This is a genomic window from Sphingomonas sp. TREG-RG-20F-R18-01, from assembly GCF_022662475.1.
Lineage (GTDB): Bacteria > Pseudomonadota > Alphaproteobacteria > Sphingomonadales > Sphingomonadaceae > Sphingomonas.
Genome location: NZ_JAKNQQ010000002.1, coordinates 860,646 through 883,862, shown reverse-complemented (window position 1 = coordinate 883,862; position 23,217 = coordinate 860,646). Strand labels below are relative to the sequence as shown.

The window sequence follows — 23,217 nt, the reverse complement described above, 5'->3', positions numbered from 1 at the left end:
TCTCTCCTGAATCAGCTCAGCGCGCGTCCGCTACGGACGCCGCCGGGATCACCTCGACCGGTAGCCCGATGCTGTCAAGCTGGCCGCGGACCTTGCTCGCATCGCCCACCACGACCCAGATGAACTTCGCCGGGTCGAGCGCCTTGCGTGCCGCAGCGTCAAGCTCGGCTGCGGTCATCGCGCGATATTTTTGCGGGAGCGTCGCGTAGTAATCGTCCGGGCGGCGATACAGTGCGTTTGACTGCATCGCGCTGAGCACTGCGCCGGACGTCTCGAAATTCCCTGGCAGCGAGCGAATCGCATCGGTGATCGTCCGGTCGAATTCGGGCTGGCTGATCCCCTTGGTGGTGAGGAAGTCCTTTACGTCGCCCTGCAGCGCGATGATCGATTCCCCGGTCTTGTCCGCCTGGACCGGGGCATAGAGCAGATACGGCGTCTGGAATTGCGCACGGCGGAACGATCCCGACACGCCGTACGACCAGTGGCGCCCCTCGCGCAGATCGAGATTGACCCGCGACACGAAGCTGCCGCCGAGTGAATCGTTGGCGGTGCTGACCGCGAGCAGGTCATCGGTCCCCACCAACGCGGTGGGCGCGCCACCGAGGATCAGCGACTGCGGCGAATCCGGCCGATCGACCAGCACGATGCGCGGCGTCGCCGGGGTCGTGGCGACGGTGAAGTCCTTGGTGCCGCGCGCGCCCGTCGGGGTCCAGTCGCCGAAGCGGGCGTCGAGCGTCGCCCGGACCTCGGACAGCGGGCGATCGCTGACGACGAAGATCGTGGCGGTATCCGGCCGGATCCAGCCGTGCTGGAACGCGATCAGGTCGTCGCGGCCGAGCGTGGCGACCGCCTTGGCATCCCCGCTGCCCGTCCCCTTGGCATAAGGCGAGGCCGCACCGTAGATCAGCTTGGGATACACCCGCGTCGCGAGCCCCTGCGGACTGGTGAGCTCCGCGGCGATGCGCGACAATTGCTGGTTCTTGAGCCGCGCGACCTCGGCGGGATCGAACTTCGGGTTGCGCACGATGTCCGCGAACAGCTCGGTCGATGCCGCGAGATTGGCGCTCGGCGTGAACAGGGTCAACGTCGTGCGGTCCGCGCTCGACCCGGCCGATACGCTCGCGCCGAGGCGTTCCTTGGCTTCGGCGAGCGTGATCGAATCGCGGGTCAGCGTGCCCTCGCTCAGCATCGCGAGCGTCAGCTGCTGCGTACCGAGCTTCCCCGGCACGTCCGCCGCGACGCCCGCGTCGAAGCTGATCACCGCCTGGGTGATCGGCACGGCATCGCGGTGCGCATAGACGATCTCGATCCCGTTGCGGAGCCGGGCGCGCTCGATCCGGGGATAGACCAGGTCGGTCAGCGTGCCGACCGGCGGCAGCGCGCCGCGCGTGCCCTTAACCGCGGGTTCGGGGGCGGTGACGACCTTGGCGGGCGGGGTCGCCTCGACATAGGCGTCGCGCGGACCGGGCACGACGGTAAGGCCGTACACCGGGCGCGACAGCCATTTGGCGGTCGCCGCCTTGACCTGCGCCGGCGTCTCGCCAGCCAGCGTGGCGAGCTGTTTCTTGTAGAAGCCCGGATCGTTCGAAAAGAGCGCGCCCTGCGCCAGCGCGACCGCCTTGCCGCCGAACCCGCCGGTCGATTCCAGCCCTGCGATCGTCCGCGCGGCGTCGCGCGTGGCCACGCGCTGGACCTCGTCCGCGCTCGGCCCGTTCGCGAGGAACTCGGTGACGATCGCGTCCAGCCGCCCGGCGACCAGCGCCGGATCGACCCCGGGGCGGACATCCGCGCTGATCGAGAACATGCCGACCTGCGCGAACGTCTCATTGTCCGCCGATACGCTGACCGCGAGCTTTTCCTTGCGGACCAGCGCATTGTCCAGCCGGCTGCTCGACAGCCCGCCGAGCGCGCCGGCCGCCACGTCGAGCGCGACCGAGTCCGTGTCGTTGAGCCCGGGCACCGCCCACATGCGGTAGATGCGGGTGTTGGCGACGCGGTCCTTCATCACCTCATATCGGGCGGCGGGCAGCGTCGGCACCGATGCGGCCGGCACGACGCTGTCGGGCCCCCGCGGGATCGCCCCGAAATATTTGGCGACCAGCGTCTTCGCCCGGGCCGCGTCGATATCGCCCGACAGCACCAGCACCGCATTGTTCGGCGCATAATGCCCGCGGAACCAGCTCTTGACGTCCTCGACGCTGGCGGAATCGAGATCCGCCATCGAGCCGATCGTGGTGTGGCCATAGGGGTGCGTCGCCGGGAAGAGGTTCTCGACCTGCTTGTATTCGACCAGGCCATACGGCTGGTTGTCGCCCTGCCGCTTCTCGTTCTGGACGACCCCGCGCTGCTCGTCGACCACCGCCGGCGTCAGCGCGCCGAGCAGATAGCCCATCCGGTCGCTCTCGAGGAACAGGGTGCGTTCCAGTGCGGCGGCAGGAACGGTCTCGAAATAATTGGTACGGTCGAAATAGGTCGTGCCGTTGAGATCGGTCGCGCCGATCGCCTTGGTATAGTCGAAATACTCGCCCGGAGCATTCTCGCTGCCGTTGAACATCAGATGCTCGAACAGATGCGCAAAGCCGGTCTTGCCCTTGGGCTCGAACTTGGACCCGACGTTGTACCAGACGCTGACCGCGACGACGGGCGCCTTGCGATCGGTGTTGACGATGACGCGCAGACCGTTGGGCAGGCGGAATTCGCTATAGGGGATGTCGACCTGACGGACGAGATCCGCGACCGGAGCGGGCTTGGGGGTCGCGGCGGGGGCAGTGCCCTGTGCAAGGACGGGCGCGGCGATCGCGGCGAGCGCGACACCGGTCAGCGCAAGGAGCTTGACGGTCATGACGGATGGTTCCCCCGGATGTCAGGTCGTTGACGAGACCCTGTATGGCACAGGTATAGCGGGGCGATCCGGCGTGGCAATCGGGCCGCCGCAGCGCGGCGCGCGGGCGGAAGGTTAGGCGAAAATCAGGCGGAATGCGTTTGCGAGCGCCTCGCGTTTCGCGCGGCGTGGGGAAGCGGGGCCAGCGAGTGCAAGGAGCGTTGGGGGGAGGTTCGGAAAGCGTTCGGCGAGTATAGCAGAGGCCATCGCTGTAGGACAGGCCGGGGTCGGCGGCGTAATCATGTTGGCGATGGCAGGCGTAGTCGTGACAGCTCTGTGGCGGGTACAGGGCTAATCAACGCTCGTCTGCAGATCGGCTTCCTCCCGACAGCGGACCCTACGACGCTTCCTTATTGGTCGGCGCAACCAACGTGGCTATCTGACCGGCAGCGGCCGAAAGTAGTGCAGCGGGAAAGGCGAGTCCGACGAGAAAGAACAGACCGACGACCAAGAGCGGGCCGGCCCCCGAATTCAGCAGCATCACCGGAAGCTGTGCGAATATGATGATTACACCGGCGGACCATCCCCACAACCGCAGCCAGAAGCCGCTTGCGGCGGAAGCCGCTAACGCGACAGGATACCATTTGGTCAAGAAGTCCGCAGCATCCCAAGGCTCGTTGGCACCGGTCACGTCGCAGACCATTTGCCAGTAGAGCAACGCGAAGGCGGAAATTGCTATCAGAAAGGCCGAGCGAAAGAGCATTTGGTCTACGTCTCACGCCGAAGCGCGCGTCACAAGTCTTCCTTCGCGGAAGAGCGGACGGACCAGACAGCCGGATTGCGGACGTTGATGCGGCACTTTGATACGCTAGAAAGCGGGCGATCTGCACCCATTGTCGTCAGCGTCGCAAATCGAAACCATGGCGGAACGCATGAAACGCTGTATTCTGCTTGCCTTCACCGCGCTCGTCGTGAGCGGCGCATCCCATGCCACGCCGCGACATTCGGTAACGATAAGGGAAGTCGTCAAAAACTTGGACCTGACGCGCTTCCCAAACTCGGTTGGCCCGCGACGTCTGTCCGGCAAGACGACGTTCGCCGACTATGGCTTCGTCACTGTCGTCGAGCACGGCGCAGGGGCGAGTCTTTTTCAACAGGACAAGAGCTGGGTGATGCGCTTCCGTATCCTGTCAGCGGGACCGCATTCCCTGCGCCTTTGCTTTCATGATCGCGGCCTGGCCCGAACGGGTGAAGCGGCCACACCCAGCTACAACGCGACCTCGGCGCTCCTCGTCTCCAAGTCGCCGCGCGGCGCGTGGACCGCCAGGCAGGTTCCGGCGGGGTTTGCGACCTGCAAGAATGATCCGCTGGCAGCCCGGGAAAGGTCCCGACCCGGAAGCCGCCCGTCAGCAAGCGAGCGATAATGGCGCCGCGGTGGCGACGGACGGCTCGCTGGACATGGCCGACGTCGAACGTCGCGCGCCCGTGCCGGACGGCGCCCACCCTCCTTCCTGCGGATCACCCCCGCAAGCGGCGTTGCAGGCGCTTCCACGCGCGCTCGTCCGCGCCCCATTCGGGAAAGGTCGGTGGCAGGGGTGTGGGTCGGATATCAACGGGTCGCGCGCCGCACTGCGAGCAGCGCAGAACGCCCGGCAGGTTGTCGACCGCCCCATTCACCCGTTTGAGGAAACACCAGCGCGCGAGCCGGTCGCGGTGTACCACTCCCCTGTGCGCGCAGGAGCCGCAGACGCAGCCCACGTTGACCTGATGACGGGTGAAATCGAACAGCGTTCGGAATTTTACGGTGCCCACATCAAAGCGGAAGCGCCATCTGGCGCGGGTCGCGATCGCTGGGGAATCCCTCCAGCGCACAGACGATCGTTCGCGCCAATTCGGCGGCGGCGGCTTCCCGTATGCGTTCGCTCGGCGCGGTCAGTCCGACGCGGGCAAAGCCGCTGCTGGTGAGGAGGGCATGGGCGATCAGGTCAGAATCGGGCTGGGTCATGACTCTTATGTTCTACATCTGTTCCGATTCGTCCAGCGCGATTTTTGTCCGGAGCGTCCGGCTGTGACTTGTAAAGCAGTCGGATTTTTACGGTGGGGGCCGCGCGCCCGCTTTCGCCCGTTGCGGACGTCCAGGTGTGCAGACCGAGGGACCGGGAGCGGACGTTCGTTTGGCGTGCTCTCCCGTTTGCTCCACCCCCAAGCGCTTCCAGCCGCGCGCTCAAGCCGCTCGACCTGGACGCCAAGGCTCGGTAGCGCGGGGACTGGAGCCTTCGGGTTTCGCCCTTCCCAAGCCGCCTGCGGGGACCATTGCCCTGGAACACGTGATTTTGCGCTATGGTGTGATCGCCATCTTCCTGGGGGCGGGTATCGAAGGCGAACCGTTCGCGCTGGCCGGCGGCGTGCTCGCGCACCGGCACTGGCTTTCGCCGCTTGCCGCGACGGTGGCGTCGATCGGCGGATCGTGTTTCGTCGACCAGCTGTGGTTCCATCTCGCTCGGCATTATCGGCAGAGCCGGCTCGTCCAGCGCGTGGCGCAGCGGCCTGCGTTCGCGCGCTCGCTCGTCCTGATCGAGCGTCATCCGGTGTGGTTCGTCCTGCTGTTCCGCTTCGCCTATGGCCTGCGCGCGGTGGCGCCGGTCGCGATCGGCGCCTCGCGCCTGTCGAGCCGCCTGTTCGTTCCGCTGAACGTCGTCGCCGCGATCGTGTGGGGCAGCCTGTTCACGGCGCTGGGCTATTGGATCGGGCCACAATTCGAAGCGGCGGAGGCGCGCTATGGCTCCGGCATCGCGGTCGCCACGGTCGTCGTATCGGTGCTCGTGCTGGTCCTGGCGCTCCGTCGCGGGCGGGGGGGATGACCTGGCGGATCGCGCATAGTTGCGGACATCGCCCATCAGAGGCATCCTCGCTGCGCAACGCAAGAGGCGTCGGATGACACAAGAACCTGCGGTCGGAGCCTTCGCGATCGTTCCGAGTAACGACCTGGCGGCCGCAGTGCCATTCTGGCAGCGGCTGGGGTTCGAGCGTGCTGGCGGCAGCGAAGACTATCTCATCATGCAAGGATGGGGTTGCGAATTGCACCTGACCCAAGCGGGTCAGGGCGAATGGCGGGTTCCAGAAGCCCATAACCCGTTCGGCGTCTTCATTCGCACGCCGGACGTTGCGGCAATCGCCGCGCGGGTGGACGATCTCGTCATTCGGCCAGGTGGCATTCTCCGGCACCGCGCATGGGGGCTCTACGAGGTCGGCATCGCAGGCCCAGACGGCCTTCTCGTTCGCATCGGATGGCCGTCTGCCTTGATGAAGTGACCGTCCGCGAACCGCAAACCGCCGCCGATCAGCGGTTCTGCTTCGGCTGCTGTCGTCGGCTGACCGCGTAAGCGGTCCACAGGGTCGACGCCAAGGCGACGAACGCAACGCCGAGCCCGGGGACGATCTGTCCAATGCCGAAGGCGACCAACGCGATCGAAAAAGCGACGGCGACATACATCCAAGTCGGAAACATCGATCGGTTCCTCGTCGTTAGGTCTCGAACCTAAGCCGACCCGTTGCCGGAGTCTACGTCTCCTGCATTGATGGCCCAATCTGGCAGCCGCCCCTCCGCTCACCGGCGGCTCCGGATAGTTCCCCGCCCGAGCCCTCTTACGGCCGATACACCCGCTCCACGTTGCGCCGCAGGTCCTCGCGCCAGAACAGCACCGGCTTGAAGCGATGCGCGGCGAACAAGGGGGCCTGGTCGGCATAATGCGGGGAATCCGGCCGGGTCGTCGCGGCGCCGAACGGCTGGATCGAGCGCGACTCCACGCGCCCCGCCTTGTCCCACGCCATCAGCATGATGAAGCTGTCGCCATGCTTGACCACCAGCCGACCGTCGGGGGCTTCGTCCCATGTCGACGCTGCGCGCAGCACGTCGGGCGCGCCGTCGAGCGGGAGGTCGACCTTGCCCTGCCGTAGCCGCAGCACGGTGCCGAGCGGCGGATCGAGCGTGCCGAAATGCGTCTGGAGATACGCCGCCGCCTTCGCCAGCGCATCGCGCGGGTCGAGTTCGGGGCGGCGCTGGTAATGCCATTTCTGCCCGGTCCGCAGCAGGATCGCAGCGAGCGCCTGCCCGCTGTGCTGCCCGTCGAAATTGCGGTTCCAGCGTTGCAGCACGCCGAGCGCGGCGCGGAGCTGCGAATCGCCGCGCGGGTCGATCGCGGCAATGTCGCGATACCATTTCGCCGCCCAGCTGTAGCGGCTGACTCCGGTGTCGAACTTGATCCTCAGCAGGTCCGCCTCGCTGATCCGCGGGGTCTGGCCCATCAGCTCGACCGCACGGGTGCCGCGGTTGGTGGTGTCGGTCTCGATCCCGAGCAGCGGGCTGTAATCCTGCGGGCGCAGCTCCGACCCCTGCCCTGCCGCCTGATAGGGCGTGTTGTTGGCGTTGATCAGGAAGCCCGACGCGGGGTTCACGTTGCGCGGCACGGCCGCGAACGGCACCGTCCCCGGCATCAGGTCGCGCGACGTGTCGCCGGGGAGCAGATGCTGGTAATCATAGCCCGGCCGCCGGTTGGGGAAGCTCGCGTTATAGACATAGGCGATGTTGCCGCGCGCATCGCCGTAGAGGAAGTTGGTCGCGGGAACGCCCTGGAGCGCGAGCGCCTGCTGCCATTCGCCGAAATTGCGCGCACGCGTCAGGCGGTAATATTCCTCGACCATGCGCAACTGGTCCGCGCCGGCATAGCGGATCGCATAGGCGCCGCTCTTGTTGACGATCACCGGCCCCTGCACCGCGCGGTAAACCATCTTGGGGATCGGCAGCACGAACGGCCCGACCCGCACCCCCAACCACACGCGCCGCGCCTGCAACGACCGCCACGCACCATCGAAGCGATAGCGCGTATGCGCGGCATCGGTGTCGAGTGTGTAGACGTCGGTCAGGTCTGGCCGGTTGACGGTGTTGGTCCAGCCGAGATGCTCGTTATGCCCCATCACCGGGAACGGCACGCCGGGGAAGGTCGCGCCCGAGAAGTGCCAGCCGGTCCCCGATTGCACCGACAGTTCGTACCAGGCGACCGGCGCCTTCCACGGCTGGTGCGAATTGGAGAGGACGCGGGTGAAGCCGTCCGCCGATCGCTTCGGCGCGACGACGAAGGCGTTGGAGCCGTTCTGATTGCCCTCCCCCGTCGGCGGAAGTGCGGCGGGATCGGGCGCATCGGGCGAAGCGCCTGCGCTTTCGCGCGGCAGCGGCGTGTCGCCCGACAGCGCGCCGAGCACCTGGTCGAGCCCGAAGAAGAACGGCGTGCGCAGGACGAAGCCAGTCGCGATGTCCTCACCATTCGCGGGGAACAGCTTGGCGAGCCGCACCTCCCCCGGGTGCCGCCGCGCATAGGCGTTGAGCCCGGTCGCATAGGCATCGAGCAACGCACGGACATCGGCGGGTTGCTTGAGATAATCGCGGTGCGCGGTCTCGCGCGCGCCGAGCAGCGCGAGCGTGTAATCGACCTTCGCGCCGTCCGCCCCGGTCATCGCGCCGAGCCGCCCGCGCGCCATCGCCACCGCTTCCTGCAGCGTCGCGAAATCGTCCTCGGCATGGGCATAGGCGACGCCATACGCGACGTCGGGGTCGGTCTTGCCGAAGATGTGCGGCACGCCGAAGCGGTCGCGCGCGATCACGCTGTCGTAGCGGCGCGCAGGCGGCGGGGTCGCGCTGGTCGCCGCGATCGGCTCCCAGATTGCCAGACCGGCGGCAGTGACGATCAATACGCCGGCCAAGCCGATCCCGAGTGTTCGCAGCATCCATTCCCCCTGTCGCTCTGGTCTCGGCCAGCTCTCGCGCTATCTTGGCGAACAAGGCGGATTTGTCACGCAATCCGTAGTCTCACGCCTTGTGTTGTATATTTACAACACCATATCGGCGCAAAAGCAACTGTGAGGGTGGTGGATGAACATCGAGAAATTTACCGATCGTGCCAAAGGCTTCTTGCAATCGGCCCAGACCGTCGCGATCCGCATGAGCCATCAGCGGATCGCGCCCGAGCATATCCTGAAAGCGCTGCTCGAGGACGAGCAGGGCATGGCGTCCGGGCTGATCAGCGCGGCGGGCGGCGATGCGAAGCGCGCGGCGAGCGAGACCGACTTGCTGCTGGCGAAAATTCCGGCGGTATCGGGGAGCGGCGCGCAAGCGACGCCGGGGCTCGACAATGACGCGGTGCGCGTGCTCGATCAGGCGGAGCAAATCGCGACCAAGTCGGGCGACAGTTTCGTCACGGTCGAGCGGCTGCTGGTCGCGCTCGCGCTGTCGCTCAACACCGCGGCGGCCAAGGCGCTCAAGACCGCGGGCGTCGCGCCCGAGGCGCTCAACGCGGCGATTGAGAAGGTGCGCAACGGTCGCGTCGCCGACAGCGCGGGCGCCGAGGACAAGTTCGATGCGCTCAAGAAGTTCGCGCGCGACCTGACGCAGGCGGCGCGCGACGGCAAGCTCGACCCCGTGATCGGCCGCGACGAGGAAATCCGCCGCACGATCCAGATTCTCGCGCGCCGAACCAAGAACAACCCGGTGCTGATCGGCGAACCCGGCGTCGGCAAGACCGCGATCGCCGAGGGGCTCGCGTTGCGGATCGCGAATGGCGACGTTCCCGACACGCTCAAGGACCGCAAGCTGATGTCGCTCGACATGGGCTCGCTGATCGCGGGCGCGAAATATCGCGGCGAGTTCGAGGAGCGGTTGAAGGGTGTGCTCGACGAGGTGAAGGCCGCCGAGGGCGACATCGTCCTGTTCATCGACGAGATGCACCAGCTGATCGGCGCGGGGAAATCCGAAGGCGCGATGGATGCGGGAAACCTGCTGAAGCCGGCGCTGGCGCGCGGTGAACTGCACTGTGTCGGCGCGACCACGCTCGATGAATATCGCAAATATGTCGAGAAGGACGCGGCACTCCAGCGCCGTTTCCAGCCGGTGTTCGTCGGCGAGCCGACCGTGCCCGACACGATCTCGATCCTGCGCGGGCTCAAGGAAAAGTACGAGCTCCACCACGGCGTGCGGATCACCGATGCGGCGATCGTCGCGGCGGCGACGCTGTCGAACCGCTACATCACCGACCGCTTCCTGCCCGACAAGGCGATCGATTTGATGGACGAGGCGGCGTCGCGCATCCGCATGGAGGTCGAGAGCAAACCCGAGGAGATCGAGATCCTCGACCGCCGGATCATCCAGCTCAAGATCGAGCGCGAGGCGCTGAAGCGCGAGACCGACGCGGCATCGCGCGACCGGCTCGGCACGCTGGAGGGCGAACTCGCCAATCTCGAGCAGCAGTCGGCGGAGCTGACCACGCGCTGGCAGGGCGAGAAGGACAAGATCTCGGCCGAGGCGAAGCTCAAGGAGCAGATCGACGCCGCGCGGCTCGAACTCGAGCAGGCGCAGCGTGCGGGGGATCTCGGCAAGGCGGGCGAGCTGTCCTACGGGCGCATCCCCGAGCTGCAACGGCAGTTGGATGCCGCGGCGGGCGCGACCAAGGGCGCGATGCTGCGCGAGGAAGTGACCGGCGAGGATATCGCGGGCGTGGTCGCGCGCTGGACCGGGATTCCGGTCGAGCGGATGCTCGAGGGCGAGCGCGACAAGCTGCTCCAGATGGAAGCGACGATCGGCAAACGCGTGATCGGCCAGCAGAATGCGATCCGTGCGGTGTCGACTGCGGTGCGGCGTGCGCGCGCGGGGCTGCAGGATCCCAACCGGCCGCTAGGCTCGTTCCTGTTCCTGGGGCCAACCGGCGTCGGCAAGACCGAGCTGACCAAGGCGCTCGCCGAATTCCTGTTCGATGACCCGACCGCGATGGTCCGCATCGACATGAGCGAGTTCATGGAAAAGCACGCGGTCGCGCGGCTGATCGGCGCGCCTCCGGGCTATGTCGGCTATGAGGAAGGCGGCGTGCTGACCGAGGCGGTGCGGCGACGTCCGTATCAGGTCGTGTTGTTCGACGAGGTCGAAAAGGCGCACGGCGACGTGTTCAACATCCTGTTGCAGGTGCTCGACGACGGGCGGCTGACCGACGGCCAGGGCCGCACGGTCGACTTCACCAACACGATCATCGTGCTGACCTCGAACCTCGGCAGCCAGGTGCTGACGACGCTGGGCGAAGGCGAGGACGTTGCTTCGGTCGAGCCGCAGGTGATGGAGATCGTCCGCGCGCATTTCCGGCCGGAATTCCTCAACCGGCTCGACGAGATCGTGCTGTTCCACCGGCTCGGCCAGGCGGAAATGGCACCGATCGTCGACATCCAGGTCAAGCGGATCGCGACGTTGCTGGCCGAACGCAAGGTGACGCTCGACCTGACCGACGCGGCGCGGCTGTGGCTCGGGCGGGTCGGTTATGATCCGGTCTATGGCGCGCGGCCGTTGAAACGTGCGGTACAGCGCTATCTGCAGGATCCGCTCGCCGACCTGATCCTGCGCGGGAGCGTCAAGGATGGCGCGACGGTTCGGGTCGACGAGGGCGACGGCAAGCTGGAGCTGGTGGTGGAGTAAGCCTCCCGCCCGGACTGATCCCAGCAAAAAAGGGGCGACCGCGAGGCCGCCCCTTTTCCGTTGTCGCCGAGCGCGCTCTTACAGCTTGAACTTCGCGCCCGCCAGGAACCGGCGACCGTAGATGCCCTCGCCAGCCTGGACCGGATTGTACAGATACGCGCCGTACGTGACCGGATCGATCGCGGGCAGGCGGTCGAACAGGTTCTGCACGTTGACGTAGAAGGTGAGCTTCCGGTTGACGTCGATGCTCGTGTTCATGTCGAACGTGATGTAGCTCTTGAGGCGGCAACCGCTGTAGCTTGCGAGGCCGCAATCGCCGTACGTGCTGACCGTCTGACCGTTGACGACCTTGGTCGAACCTTCCTGATCCTGCGCCGAGAAATTGTACCCCGACGAGTAGTTGACGGTGCCGGTCAGCGAGATCGGGCCCTTCTGGAAGGTGTTCTGCCAGTTGCCATGCCAGCGGAACGTGCCCGACCCGGCAGTCAGGTTGTAGTTGCCGATCGTGTCGACGTAGTTTTCCTTGTGCCCATCCGGGAAGGTCGTGCTCAGCTCGATCTGCATCGTCGCATCGAGGTTGCTCGTCCAGGTGACGCCACGGATGTTGACTCGGCTGTTGATGCCGAAGTCGATGCCCGACGACTGGACCGTGTTGGCATTGACCAGCGCCGACGTGACATACAGCACGCGCGGCAGGGCATTGGGGTGCGCGGGATCGGCCGCATCGGTCGTGATCGTGAAGCCCGCCGGGACCGCCTGACCCGAATAATAGGCCGACAGGGCATCGCCGGCCGTCAGCGAGGTGATCGCGTTGGTCTTCTTGATGTTGAAGTAATCGACCGTGAACGACACGTTGCGGATCGGCTCGAACACGATGCCGCCGGTGAAGCTGCGCGACCGCTCAGGCTTCAGGTTCGGCGATGCGAGCGTCGTCGCGCCATAGCTGCCCGAGCGCAGATAGGTCGGGCAAGCGGTGCTGAAGTTCGCGGTGTTGCAGCCATAGGAGGCAAGGTAGGCATCGTTGAAGATGGCCGCGTTGTTGTTGACATAGCCGGTGGTCGGCAGCGCGTTGGCCTCCGCAAAGCTCGGGATGCGGAAACCGCGCGACCACGTGCCGCGGATCGTCACCTGCTTGATCGGCGTCAGCTTGAAGCCGAGCTTGGGCGAGAAGGCGCCCTGCCCGGTCGAGTAATGATCGTAACGACCCGATGCGTTCAACAGCAGCTGATCGAAGATCGGTGCGTTGATTTCGCCGAAGGCCGAGCTGACGGTACGATGCCCATTGGTACCGAACGCATTGATCGTGAAGTAGCGCTGGGTCGGGCCATTGATGTCCGAATTGGCAGTCGGCGAGTCGACCGCTTCGTAATAGACCGATCCGCCGGCCGCGACCTGCAGCGGACCGCCGGGCAGCTGGAAGAACTCATGGCTGATGCTCGCCTGCGCCTGATACAGATCCGAGGTTGAGTCGGTCGTGTTGGTCGGCTCGAGATAGTTCATCACGGCCTGGCTGTTCGCAGACGGATTGACGAAATTGTAGGTACCGTCGGCGATCACATCGAGCAGATGCTGGATGTACACATAGCCGTTCTGCGTCCGGCGCAGGTCGGTGTGCATGCCCGTGAAGTCGACGCGATAGTCCCAATCGCCGAACACCGTGCCATGCATGCCGGCCGCCGCGCGGAACACACGATAGCGCGTGGCGTCGCTCGTGACCGAATTCGGCAGGCCGCCGATGATCTGCGCCGTCTGGTTCGCGCCGGCATAGGGATTGTTCGGGTTGAGCGTGCCATTCGCGGCGGTGCAGTTCACGCGTGCGGCGCAGACGTACACCGGAAGCGTGAGCGCGCCCGACCCGGCCGCATAGGCAGCGGAGTTTCCGCGCGTCGAGAACGGCTGGTTGTAGATACCGGCCGGTGCGTTGGCGTAGATCACCGACGGGCTGCCGGTATAGTTGGTGTTGGTCTGCAGGAAGTTGAACTCGGCATAGGCTTCCGAGGAGCCACCGATCTTGGCGGTGAACTTCGCCGAGCCGCCGAAGCGTTCGATGTTCGGCGCGACGATGCCGTACTGGTTGGTCTGATCCTGCGAACAGATCGTCGAGGGGATGATGCTCGTCGGATCGGTCGACCCCGCGACCGGGCTCCCGTTCGCACAACCATTGTTCAGCAACGCATATTGCGTGCCGCCGGTGGGACGGACGTAGGTGTTCGCGCCAGCCGTGGTCGCGCCGAAATTGCTCGCGCTGATGATGTTGTTCGGGCCACCGACGCCGGTCTGGTTGTCCGAGTTGAACGGCGCGCGCAGGTCGCTGTTCCGCACCGCGCCGCTGCGATAGTAGAAGCCGCTGATATAGGCGTTATAGCCGTCCCGGTCGAGATTGCCGTGGCCCGCGGTCAGCGAGATACGCTGGCTCGGTGCGGTGCCGTCCTGCGAGATGCCGGCTTCGGCGCGACCCGAAACGCCTTCGATGCTGCGCTTGGTGATGATGTTGACCACGCCCGCGATCGCGTCGGCGCCGTAGCTCGACGATGCGCCGTCCTTGAGCACTTCGATCCGGTCGACGATGTCGTCCGGAATGGTGTTGAGATCGACGAAGTTGCGCGTCGCGTCATCCGCCAGCGGATAATAAGCGGCGCGCAGGCCGTCGATCAGGACAAGCGTCGAGCTGCTCGACAGGCCGCGCAGCGACACGGCCGAAGCGCCGCCGGCGAAGGCGCCGTTCGCGGTGAACGAGTTGGTCAGCGCCGGACCGTTGTTCGACGACAGACGCTGGATACCGTCCTGAACCGTCTGGATACCGCGCTGGTCGAGGTTTTCCACCGACAGCGTCGTCACGGGCGACGGCGTAACCGCCTGGCGGAACAGCGAACCGGTGACCACGATGTCCTTCCCACCCTGATCGGCGGGGGTCTGGTCTTGCGCGGCGGCGGCGGGTGCCGTGGTCGCGGCCGGTGCGGCCTGGTCCTGCGCGAACGCGGGGACGGCGAGCAGCGACAGCGCAGCCGATGTAGTCATCAGCCAGGGCTTTGAGACGAACGAGGAGGACCGCATCACTTCTTGTTCCTTAAACGACCGCGCGCATCACGATGCGCCGCGAAACCATGGAGAGGGTGTCTAAGCGGATTGCCTCCGCTCGATGGCGCTAAAGATCACGCGACGATGGCATGTGTAAAGCAGCCCAAGCAACGTTCGACCAGATTCCCGTCATAGCGTAGCATAAATGCAACAACATGGCGTGCGGCAGGTATCGGTAGCAAGCGTAATGGCCGCTGCGGACCTATAGAGTATCGCCTTTGTTGCTATCTATTACAGTATGCTACGGTTTTTTACGGCCATACCGGCCGCTTTGTTACGATCGTATTTGGTTCTTACAGAGTTGTTCTAAGAACAACATGACTTCCATCGAAGTGGTACGAAGATATCTACAGTATAGAATAAAAAAGGGCGGCGGATCATATCGATCCGCCGCCCTATAGCTGTCGTTCAAGGAGAACGATTTACATGTCGACGGTCACACCGATGAACAAGTAACGACCGTTCGCTTCGAAGATCCCCGGGTAAGTATTTCCGTTACCATAGGAACCGATCGGCGATGCAGCCTGGCTCAAGACCGGCGGCTGCTTGTCGAACAGGTTGTTCGCACCCAGGCGGAAGGTGAACTTGTCGGCTGCCCGCACGGTCGCGGCCAGATCGAAATAGTTCTGCGCCGGGATACGGGCGTCGAGCGACGAGTACGAACCCGCAAGATCCACATCGCTGCTGGCGCGCTCATATTTGGTTCCCGACAGATACCGCCAGCGAGCCGACAGACCAACGCCCTGCGGCGTGGTGTAGGTCACGCGGGCCGAATGCCGCCACTTCGACTGCGGGTAACCGCACTGTGCGCCATAGAGACCGGCGCAATTGAACTGCGCGCCGACCTTGTCGTAGCTGAACTCGTCAACATAGGTCCCGCTGAACGACAGGCCGAACGTGCCGATCGATGCGGTGCGCAGCGTGTAGCCGGCCGACACGTCGATCCCGCGCGTCTTGAGCGAGCCCGCGTTGACGTTGGTGTCGACGATGTAGCCCGTGTTGCCCTGGAACAGCGTACCGTTGGCATCGCGCTTGATCGCGCCACACAGTGCCGGATCCCCGGTCGCGATGCACTGCGAGATGATCGTATCGGCGCCGATGACGCCGATCCGGTCCTGCAGCTTGATCGAGAAGGCGTCGACCGAGAGGTTGAAGCCGCGCAGGAAGCTCGGCTGGAGCAGGACGCCAACCGTGAACGTGTCCGCCTTTTCGGGCTTCAGGTTCGGGTTGCCGCCGAGCAGGCCGTTATACTGTTCCGACGCGTTGGCCGCGATCAGGCCGAACCGGTTGGCCGGAACGCCGGCGCGCGCGCAGGCTGCGGCGGTGTTGCCGTTGACCAGACCGTTGACGGCCGGTCCCGCACACGGATCGGTCGCACCGTCCAGCTGGACCGACTGCTGTGCGAACAGTTCCTGCGTGTTCGGTGCACGAACCGCCCGGTTGTAGCCCCCACGGAAGCGGATGTCCGAAACCGGTGCCCAGACGATTTCGCCCTTGTACGACGAGACGCCGCCCGACGTGCTGTAGTCCGAGTAGCGATAGCCACCGTTGACCGTCAGTTCCTTGAAGAAGCGATGATCGGTGACCAGCGGAACCTGGATTTCGCCGAACACTTCCTTGACGTTGAACGAGCCGTTGATCGGCAGCGTCGCGCCGCCCTGGCCGGCGAGATCGCCGCTCAGGAAGCCGTTGTCGACCTCGAGCGTCAGCGATTCCTCACGATACTCGCCACCGACGTTGATGCCGATGCCCTGGGTCGAAAACGGCGACTGCAAGCCGTACTTGCCGCCCTCGAAGGTGACCGAGCCGCTGACGACCTTTTCCGCGGTGCTGCCCGACTGGAAGCCCGGGGTCTGGACGTAGTTCAGCGCGCCCTGCGAGATGTTGCCCGCACCGAAGATGTTGAGCGGGACGCAGTTCGGATCGGTACCGTCGACGACCGAGCGGCAGACCGCCTGGCCGAGCGTCGCAGACCCCGGACGCGTGTCGGTGATCGCATCGAGCGCGCGCTGCGTGCGCGAGACCGAGAATTCGTTGCGATAGACCTGGCTGAAGATCGTCGTGCCGTACTGGCCGTAGACGTCGTACGAAACGCCATCCGCGATGTCGCCGCGGGCACCCGCGACGAAGCGGTAGGCCGTGTGGCGAAGATCGGCCTGGCGACCGCCGCCCTCGACGTTGCGACGCCCGATCTGGACGTTGGCCTGCTGATATTGCGAGCCGTCCGGGTTGGTCAGGTTGATGACGTTACCGTTCGCGTCGCGCACCAGGTTGGTCGGCCGGAAGAACGTCGCCCGTTGCGCATCCGACAGATACGGGTTGTTGCTGTTCAGCACCGTGGTGTTGCTGAAATCGCCCGACGGCGCGATCTGTGCGACCGAGCGATCGTCCATGAACATGAACTCGGCATAGGGCTTGAAGCTGTCGCTCACGTCATAATGCGCAAGGAAGCCAGCCGTGTAGCGCGTGTCCGGACGCTGGTAATAATTGAGCGGGTTCGCGTTGTAGAGCGTCTGGCCGGGGGTCAGCTGACCTGCACCGTTGAGCGTGTATTGCTGCTGGAGGCCGCTTGGCAAATTGTTGACGACCGCGTCGCCCAGCGTGAAGTTGGCGGGAAATGCCGTGGGCGAGCCCGTGCAGACATAGTCCGCGCTGGTCGACCGCGTGCCGAGGCCGCACGCCGCATAATCGCGATCGCCCTGCAGGATCGCGCCGATCTTGCGATAGCCCATGTAACCGACGACATGACCACGACCGTCGCTGGTGCCGACGCCCATCTTCAGGTTGACGTCAAACTGCGTGCCGTCGAACGACTGCCCGCTGCGGGTCGGATAGCCCGCGGCCGTCGCGATGTTCTGCAGGCGCTGGTTGCCGTTGTTATGGTCGTAGATGCCGCCCGACGAATCGATGCTGATGCCCTGGTAATTGGTATCGAGCACGAAGTTGACGACACCGCCGACCGCATCCGACCCATAGACCGAACCGGCGCCACCGGTGAGCACGTCGACGCGCTTGATCAACGCCTGCGGGATGACGTTGAGATCGGCAGCCGCCGATGCGGTGCTGCTCGACGAGGGGTTGCCCGGCATCAGGCGACGGCCGTTGACGAGGACGAGCGTGCGCGATTCGCCGAGGTTGCGCAGGTTGGCGGTCGCGGTACCGTTCGACCCGTTCGACACCGACGAGCTCTGCGTCGCGAATGCCTGCGGGAGGCTGTTGAGCACGTCCTCGATACGCGTCGCGCCCTGCAGCTTGATCTCTGCCGCGTTGACGACCGTGATCGGGCTGGCCGACGTCAGGTTGGGATTGGAGATGCGCGAGCCGGTGACGACGATATCGCCGGCATCCGCACCCGGGGTGTTCGACGCGGCGGGAGTCGTGCTGGCGACGCTGTCGTCTCCAGGGGTGGTCGTGGTTTCGGCCTGCTGCTGGGGCGCTGCGACGGTGGGCGTCGAAGCAGGAGCGGGCGCCGGTGCAGGTGCCGCAGCGACCTGTGCCAGGGCCGGAAGCGCGCCGAGCACGCCGGCAATCATCGTGGACGCGAGCAAGGAGTCGCGCAAAACTCGGTTTTGCATTGGTGGATTGGTTCCTATTGGTATGGTACCGCCTCGAGCGGTAGCATGACAGCGACGGTCGGTAGCCGACTGTGCTTGCGACGGTTCTTTACTGCCGAGATCGTGTTACAAAAGTATAAAAGTACCAACATTGCGCAGTGGCATCATATTGCATCATTGATGTAGCAAATCTGACACACCACCGGCGGGGCGCTTGCTGACCAACGCACCGGGTCGTATCGCGCGGTGCAAATCCCCAACCGAGGACACGATGTGCGCGCAAGAATGACACTGGCGACCGCCGTCGCGGTCGCGACGACGCTTGCCCTGGGCGCCACCCCGGTTGGCATCGCCGCGGCTGACCGAACCGGGGAACCCCGTTCGAAGGCATTGGCCGATGTCGTGCGATGCCGTCCGATTCACGATGCGACCGCGCGCCTGGCATGCTTCGATGCCTCCGTTGCGACCCTCGATACGGCCGAAGCGCGCCGGGATGTCGTGATCGTCGATTCGCAACAGGTTCGGCAGGCGCGGCGGTCGCTGTTCGGGATCGGCGTTCCCGGCCTTTCGATCTTCAGCGGATCTCCGGAGATCGACTTTATCGACACCAGCGTGACCGACGCGCAGGTCGACTCGGCTGGCCGATGGACGCTGCGGATGGCGGACGGCGCGCGCTGGGCACAGACCGACGACAATGTGATCGGACGTCGCCCCAGAATAGGCGACAGGATCCACATCAAACGCGCGGCGCTCGGCAGCTTTCAGATGAGCGTGGGCGGCCAGCCAGCGGTGAAGGCGCGTCGCGTGAATTGAGGACGTAGCTTTGACGGAACGGACCGCCGGTCACGTGGATCAAGGCGGCATGCCGGCGCGACCTGGCGGACATGGAAAACGGGGCGGAACCTGCGTTCCGCCCCGTTTCCTGAGGTGACTTCAGCCTGGCCGAAGCGGGTTCGGGCCGATCAGAACTTGAACGACGCACCCGCACGGAACGTCCGCCCGACGACACCAGCGATATGCCAGGTCGGCAGATAGTTGGTGCCGGAGTAGGATGCAGGAGCGACCGGGGCACGCTCGCCCGTGATGTTGCCGACAAACAGGTTGAGATTGAAGCTGTCGTTGACCTTCAGCTGGGCACTCACGTCGGCGTAGATAAAGCGTCGGATGTAGCAGAAGCTCTGACCGGTGCCGTACAGGTTGCCGCCTGCGCAGCTCGTGTCCGCACCTTCGTCCGCAGCGACTTCCTTGATCCGCGACACGTAATAGGTCGTCGCCGACAGCGAGAAATCGCCGAGCTCGAGCGTGTTCTGCCAGTTACCGCGAACCCGCGGGGTACCGGCGCCGGACGACAGTTCATATGGTCCAAGCGTACCGGCATATTTCTGGACCGGCGACCCGTTGCCCGGGTTCAGATCATATTGGATCAGATAGGTCAGATCGAGGCGGCTGACGAAGCGTACGCCGTCCTTGACCGGAACGCTGACATTGGCCCCGAAGTCGACGCCGGACACCTTGGCGGAGCCCGCGTTGACGTAGGGCGCGTTGATGATCAGCACGCGCGGCAGGGCGTTCGGGAACAACGGATCGGGCGCGTCGACCGCCGCAACCGTATAGCCGGCCGGCAATGCCGTTCCGGCGAAATACGCGCTGCGCGCAACCAGTGCGTCAGGTCCCGTAACGATCACATCAGTCTTCTTGATGTTATAGTAATCGACCGTGAAGCTGACGTTATGGATCGGCTCGAATACCGCGCCGGCCGTGAAGCTGCGCGACTTCTCGGGCTTCAGGTTCGGGTTGCCCGAAAAGCCGGAACCGATGTTGTACGCTTGCGCATAGGGGTTGGTGTTCGGGTTGGCACCCGTGATGAGCCCACCGTGCGCCAGCTGGAAGCTTGTCGGCGGCGTGATCGAGACGAAGCCGGCATAGCTGGACCGCGGGTTGTTTTCAGCGAAGGTCGGCGCCCGGAACCCGTTCGAATAGGTCCCGCGGATCGCAAGCTGCTTGATCGGCGTCCACTTGGCACCGATCTTGGGCGAGAAGTGGCTGAAGCCTTCCGAATAATGGTCGTAGCGACCCGATCCGTTGACCTCCAGCGTGGTCAGGATCGGCGCGTTGACCTCGAAATACCCTGCAGCAACGGTATGCTTGCCGAATGCCGCCGACGTGTTGGCATAGCGATCCAGATTCGCGTTGATGCTGTTGTTTTCCTGGGTTTCGCGGCGGACCTGCCCACCCACGGCAAACTGCAGCATGCCACCCGGGAGCTCGAACACGTCCTTGGCGATCGACGCATCGAGCGATAGCATCGAGGTATGCGACGGCACCGTATACGTCGGCGCGATCAGGTCCCGGACCGCCTGGCTATTGGCCGATGGATTGACGAAATTATAGGCGCCGGTGTTGATCGCCTGCTTCAGGCCCGCGATGTTGATCACGCCGTAGGAGGTGATCGAGAAATTGTCGCGGGCCGCAACCGCGTCGATCTTCCAATGATAGCCGCCCTCGAAATCGCCCGTCAGGCCACCCGCGGCCCGCAGGACCTCGTTCTTGCGGTTGGTACCGACCGGAATGTCACCGAACAAATAGTAGATCCGCGCGGCATTGCCTTCCGCCGCGAACGGGTTGTTGGGGTTGAGTTGCCGATTGGCGTCGATCGAGCAGTTCACGCCTGCGGCGCAGACATAGACCGGCAGGACGATACCCGGGTTGTTCGACGCGAGCGCCGGCGACGCGCCGTAAGGCTGCGTCTGGCGAATCGCGCCAGGCGCGCGGCCGATGGTCACCTGGCTGTGCGAGTAGCTCCCCGTAAGGTAGCCAGAGATCGCATCGCTGACGCGGAAACTGAGCCGACCGGAGAAGTTGTACCGCTCCTGCTGCGGCTGGATGTCATTGTAGCGGGATCCGTATTCCTTCGCGATGTCGTGCTTGCACGCCGTCCCATTGTTGCTGGTTCCTGCGACGGTGAAGGTTCCGTTGACGCAATTCGCTGCCGAGGTGAGCAGCTGCGAATTGCCGAAGGCGACACCGCCTGCGTAGGGATCGTTGAGATTGGTTTGCGGCGCGCGTCGGACGATCGCATCCGTCGTTGCCGTCGTCAGCGAACTGTCAGCGGTATTATTGTCCAGACCGCCCGGCAGACCGTTCGTCTTCAGGTCGAGCGTGTTGAACGGAAAGCCACGCGACGTCGCCGAAATCGCCTGATCGCGCTGATATTCCGCGTTGACGTAGACGTTCCATCCCTTGGCATCATAGTCGCCGTAGCCTGCGGTCAGGTTGGCGCGATAGCGGGCACCGTCGCCCTTCTCGCTGACACCACCCTCGACCGTCCCGGCCAGACCGGTGTAATGCTTTTTCATGATGATGTTGACGACGCCACCGATCGCATCCGCGCCGTAGCTGGACGACGCGCCGTCCTTCAGCACCTCGATCCGCTCCACCGCGCTGAACGGGATCGAGTTGAGATCGACATAGGCGTTGTGGCCGTCATCGTTGAGCGGGAAGTTCGTGCTCCGCAGGCCGTCGATCAGCACCAGCGTCGAGGAAACGCCAAGTCCGCGCAGCGATACGGCAGCCCCGCCCGCCGAGAACCCGTTGGTGAAGCCCGTGGAAATCGAGCCGGCGCCATCGGCCGAGATCGATCGCACGGCGTCGTTGATGTTGGTGATGCCGGCGCGCGTCAGCGTCTCTCCGGTCAGCACGGTCACCGGCGACGGCGTTTCGGTATTGGTGCGACGGAACAGCGACCCGGTGACGACGATATCCTGGTCCGGTGCCGAACTGGTCGTCGACGTGTCGGTGGGCAGCGGTGCCTGTACCGCGGCCGGTGCATCCTGTCCGGGCGCAGTCGCCGGCGCGGTTTGCGCGAACGCCGAAGAGGTCGAGAGTGCAATGAACAGCGCCAACGGCGCGGCGCCCTGACGAAGGCGAGACAAGGATCGGCTATGCGTCGATTGCATCTGATAGTTTCCCCATTTGCGCGCTGTGGCGCTGCGTATGCCCCCAGGCCGATAGGCCTGACGCGATGAGGTAAATTGTCCCGAACCGGTCACATTGTAAACAGATCAATATTAATTGCGTCGCGCTGTTACAATTGCGCAACACTTGTGCTGCAACGCACACAAAACGCTACTTTTCCACCTTGGGCATCGGCCCCGCCACCAGCAGCGGATCGATCTTCGCATCGCGCCAGCGCAGGCTCCAATGCAGGTGCGGCCCGGTCGCGCGGCCGGTGGCGCCGGACAGCGCGACCGGCTGGCCACGCCGGACATGGTCGCCGACCCGCACGTCGATTCGCGACAGATGCAGGAAGGCCGTGTTCACCCCCATGCCGTGGTCGATCATCAGCAGGTTGCCCTCGAGCGTGAAGGGATGGTCCGCCGCCAGGATCACCACCCCGTCCGCCGGCGCGACGATCACCGAGCCGGTCGGCTTGGCGACGTCGAGCCCGGAGTGATACGACCCCGCCTCGCCATTCTGGTAGATCCGCTGCGACCCGAACAGCGTCGAGATCCGCCCGGTCGTCGGCCAGACGAACGCCTGTCGCCACCCCTGCGCATCGGTCTGGATCCGGCGCGCGGCCGCGATCTGCGCGAGTTCGGCGGGGCGCAACCGGTCGAACTCGGGTTGCGGCACGGGGATCTTGGGGAGTGTTGCCAGCCGCGAGATATCCCACGCGCGTGGCGCGACGGTCAGCGTGTCGCGGACGATGCTGCCGTCGTCACGCATGGCGACGAGCGACGCGCTCGGCCCGGCGTCGCGATCGAACGCGATGACGAACCGGCCATCGGGTGCGACCGGAACCGCCACGCCGTCGAACAGGACCTGCGTCGTCCGCTCGGGCGCGGTCGCGCGCACCAGCCCGCCCTGGATCATGCTCCCCGCATAGCGAAACCCCGCGCCGGCGACGCCGTCCGCGCGCGGCACAGGCGCCGTCGCGCGACGATCCTGCGCCCGGGCCGGAACGAACGGGGCGGCCGCCAGGATCATGGCGACCGCGTACACGGCACGGCGGGTCGACGCCCCCCGCGCGCGCCGCTTATGCGGCAGCGCCGTCACCCATCGCCTGGGTGGCCAGCGCCGCGGTGGCATAGGCCTCCTGCCGCGCGACGTTCCAGTAGCGCAGGTCGTCGAGCGCGATCCGCGTCCCCGACACCGCGCAGACGACATGATCGCCCGGGTTCAGCACCCGAAAACCGTTCGCCATGAAATGGAGCCGCGCCGGGCGATCGGTATTGGACATGAGCATCGGAGCGGCGCTT

At 65.2% G+C, this 23,217-nt stretch carries 15 protein-coding genes; 5 read left to right on the top strand and 10 right to left on the bottom strand.

What is annotated here, in order from left to right; genetic code table 11:
- Nucleotides 1-16: 16 nt before the first annotated feature.
- Entirely contained in the window at nucleotides 17-2,842 is a 2,826-nt protein-coding gene (locus L8K25_RS09740; RefSeq protein WP_242138665.1) for a pitrilysin family protein, read from the bottom strand.
- A gap of 376 nt (nucleotides 2,843-3,218) precedes the next feature.
- Nucleotides 3,219-3,584, bottom strand: coding sequence for a hypothetical protein (locus tag L8K25_RS09735; RefSeq protein WP_242138664.1), 366 nt, complete (start codon nucleotides 3,582-3,584; stop codon nucleotides 3,219-3,221).
- 169 nt (nucleotides 3,585-3,753) lie between these two features.
- Here L8K25_RS09735 and L8K25_RS09730 point away from each other — a divergent pair, with 169 nt between their 5' ends.
- Complete coding sequence (locus L8K25_RS09730; protein ID WP_242138663.1) at nucleotides 3,754-4,245, top strand: hypothetical protein; 492 nt, start codon at nucleotides 3,754-3,756, stop codon at nucleotides 4,243-4,245.
- Nucleotides 4,246-4,634: 389 nt separating this feature from the next.
- Here the strand turns inward: L8K25_RS09730 and L8K25_RS09725 are convergent, their stop codons facing one another.
- Complete coding sequence (locus tag L8K25_RS09725) at nucleotides 4,635-4,826, bottom strand: DUF6771 family protein (protein WP_242138662.1); 192 nt, start codon at nucleotides 4,824-4,826, stop codon at nucleotides 4,635-4,637.
- Nucleotides 4,827-5,148: 322 nt separating this feature from the next.
- On the opposite strand from L8K25_RS09725, the gene L8K25_RS09720 reads away from it, so the two are divergent.
- Together L8K25_RS09720 and L8K25_RS09715 are read left to right on the top strand one after the other, a co-directional pair.
- Nucleotides 5,149-5,682 (top strand): DedA family protein, encoded by a 534-nt coding sequence (locus L8K25_RS09720; protein ID WP_242138661.1) that lies wholly within the window; start codon nucleotides 5,149-5,151, stop codon nucleotides 5,680-5,682.
- A gap of 73 nt (nucleotides 5,683-5,755) precedes the next feature.
- Nucleotides 5,756-6,133 (top strand): VOC family protein, encoded by a 378-nt coding sequence (locus L8K25_RS09715; protein WP_242138660.1) that lies wholly within the window; start codon nucleotides 5,756-5,758, stop codon nucleotides 6,131-6,133.
- Nucleotides 6,134-6,161: 28 nt separating this feature from the next.
- Here L8K25_RS09715 and L8K25_RS09710 read toward each other — a convergent pair whose 3' ends face one another.
- Nucleotides 6,162-6,329, bottom strand: coding sequence for a hypothetical protein (locus L8K25_RS09710; RefSeq protein WP_242138659.1), 168 nt, complete (start codon nucleotides 6,327-6,329; stop codon nucleotides 6,162-6,164).
- 137 nt (nucleotides 6,330-6,466) lie between these two features.
- The gene (locus L8K25_RS09705) at nucleotides 6,467-8,602 is read right to left on the bottom strand and encodes a penicillin acylase family protein (RefSeq protein WP_242138658.1); all 2,136 of its coding nucleotides are present in this window, start codon (nucleotides 8,600-8,602) and stop codon (nucleotides 6,467-6,469) included.
- A 145-nt stretch (nucleotides 8,603-8,747) separates the two neighbouring features.
- On the opposite strand from L8K25_RS09705, the gene clpB reads away from it, so the two are divergent.
- A complete protein-coding gene (clpB, locus tag L8K25_RS09700; RefSeq protein ID WP_242138657.1) occupies nucleotides 8,748-11,327 on the top strand; it encodes an ATP-dependent chaperone ClpB in 2,580 nt (859 codons plus the stop codon).
- Between the two features lie 78 nt (nucleotides 11,328-11,405).
- Here clpB and L8K25_RS09695 read toward each other — a convergent pair whose 3' ends face one another.
- Complete coding sequence (locus L8K25_RS09695; RefSeq protein ID WP_242138656.1) at nucleotides 11,406-14,345, bottom strand: TonB-dependent receptor; 2,940 nt, start codon at nucleotides 14,343-14,345, stop codon at nucleotides 11,406-11,408.
- 482 nt (nucleotides 14,346-14,827) lie between these two features.
- On the bottom strand, nucleotides 14,828-17,980 hold the full coding sequence (locus L8K25_RS09690; RefSeq protein ID WP_242138655.1) for a TonB-dependent receptor: 3,153 nt from the start codon (nucleotides 17,978-17,980) through the stop codon (nucleotides 14,828-14,830).
- Between the two features lie 264 nt (nucleotides 17,981-18,244).
- Here L8K25_RS09690 and L8K25_RS09685 point away from each other — a divergent pair, with 264 nt between their 5' ends.
- Nucleotides 18,245-18,772 (top strand): hypothetical protein, encoded by a 528-nt coding sequence (locus L8K25_RS09685; RefSeq protein ID WP_242138654.1) that lies wholly within the window; start codon nucleotides 18,245-18,247, stop codon nucleotides 18,770-18,772.
- A 149-nt stretch (nucleotides 18,773-18,921) separates the two neighbouring features.
- Here L8K25_RS09685 and L8K25_RS09680 read toward each other — a convergent pair whose 3' ends face one another.
- The 3 genes from L8K25_RS09680 to L8K25_RS09670 form a co-directional block, all read right to left on the bottom strand.
- Complete coding sequence (locus tag L8K25_RS09680; protein ID WP_242138653.1) at nucleotides 18,922-21,915, bottom strand: TonB-dependent receptor; 2,994 nt, start codon at nucleotides 21,913-21,915, stop codon at nucleotides 18,922-18,924.
- A 169-nt stretch (nucleotides 21,916-22,084) separates the two neighbouring features.
- Entirely contained in the window at nucleotides 22,085-22,945 is an 861-nt protein-coding gene (locus tag L8K25_RS09675; protein ID WP_242138652.1) for a M23 family metallopeptidase, read from the bottom strand.
- 49 nt (nucleotides 22,946-22,994) lie between these two features.
- Nucleotides 22,995-23,204, bottom strand: a complete 210-nt coding sequence (locus tag L8K25_RS09670) for a DUF2093 domain-containing protein (protein WP_242138651.1) — start codon at nucleotides 23,202-23,204, stop codon at nucleotides 22,995-22,997.
- Nucleotides 23,205-23,217: the final 13 nt, after the last annotated feature.

What these genes read in the sequence shown, in the direction of transcription:
- L8K25_RS09710 (WP_242138659.1), bottom strand. Translation starts at nt 6,329, where the DNA reads ATGTTTCCGACTTGGATGTATGTCGCCGTCGCTTTTTCGATCGCGTTG.
- L8K25_RS09695 (WP_242138656.1), bottom strand. Translation starts at nt 14,345, where the DNA reads ATGACTACATCGGCTGCGCTGTCGCTGCTCGCCGTCCCCGCGTTCGCG.
- L8K25_RS09705 (WP_242138658.1), bottom strand. Translation starts at nt 8,602, where the DNA reads ATGCTGCGAACACTCGGGATCGGCTTGGCCGGCGTATTGATCGTCACT.
- clpB (WP_242138657.1), top strand. Translation starts at nt 8,748, where the DNA reads ATGAACATCGAGAAATTTACCGATCGTGCCAAAGGCTTCTTGCAATCG.
- L8K25_RS09725 (WP_242138662.1), bottom strand. Translation starts at nt 4,826, where the DNA reads ATGACCCAGCCCGATTCTGACCTGATCGCCCATGCCCTCCTCACCAGC.
- L8K25_RS09730 (WP_242138663.1), top strand. Translation starts at nt 3,754, where the DNA reads ATGAAACGCTGTATTCTGCTTGCCTTCACCGCGCTCGTCGTGAGCGGC.
- L8K25_RS09685 (WP_242138654.1), top strand. Translation starts at nt 18,245, where the DNA reads ATGACACTGGCGACCGCCGTCGCGGTCGCGACGACGCTTGCCCTGGGC.
- L8K25_RS09735 (WP_242138664.1), bottom strand. Translation starts at nt 3,584, where the DNA reads ATGCTCTTTCGCTCGGCCTTTCTGATAGCAATTTCCGCCTTCGCGTTG.
- L8K25_RS09670 (WP_242138651.1), bottom strand. Translation starts at nt 23,204, where the DNA reads ATGCTCATGTCCAATACCGATCGCCCGGCGCGGCTCCATTTCATGGCG.
- L8K25_RS09740 (WP_242138665.1), bottom strand. Translation starts at nt 2,842, where the DNA reads ATGACCGTCAAGCTCCTTGCGCTGACCGGTGTCGCGCTCGCCGCGATC.
- L8K25_RS09715 (WP_242138660.1), top strand. Translation starts at nt 5,756, where the DNA reads ATGACACAAGAACCTGCGGTCGGAGCCTTCGCGATCGTTCCGAGTAAC.
- L8K25_RS09690 (WP_242138655.1), bottom strand. Translation starts at nt 17,980, where the DNA reads ATGCAAAACCGAGTTTTGCGCGACTCCTTGCTCGCGTCCACGATGATT.
- L8K25_RS09675 (WP_242138652.1), bottom strand. Translation starts at nt 22,945, where the DNA reads ATGATCCTGGCGGCCGCCCCGTTCGTTCCGGCCCGGGCGCAGGATCGT.
- L8K25_RS09680 (WP_242138653.1), bottom strand. Translation starts at nt 21,915, where the DNA reads ATGCAATCGACGCATAGCCGATCCTTGTCTCGCCTTCGTCAGGGCGCC.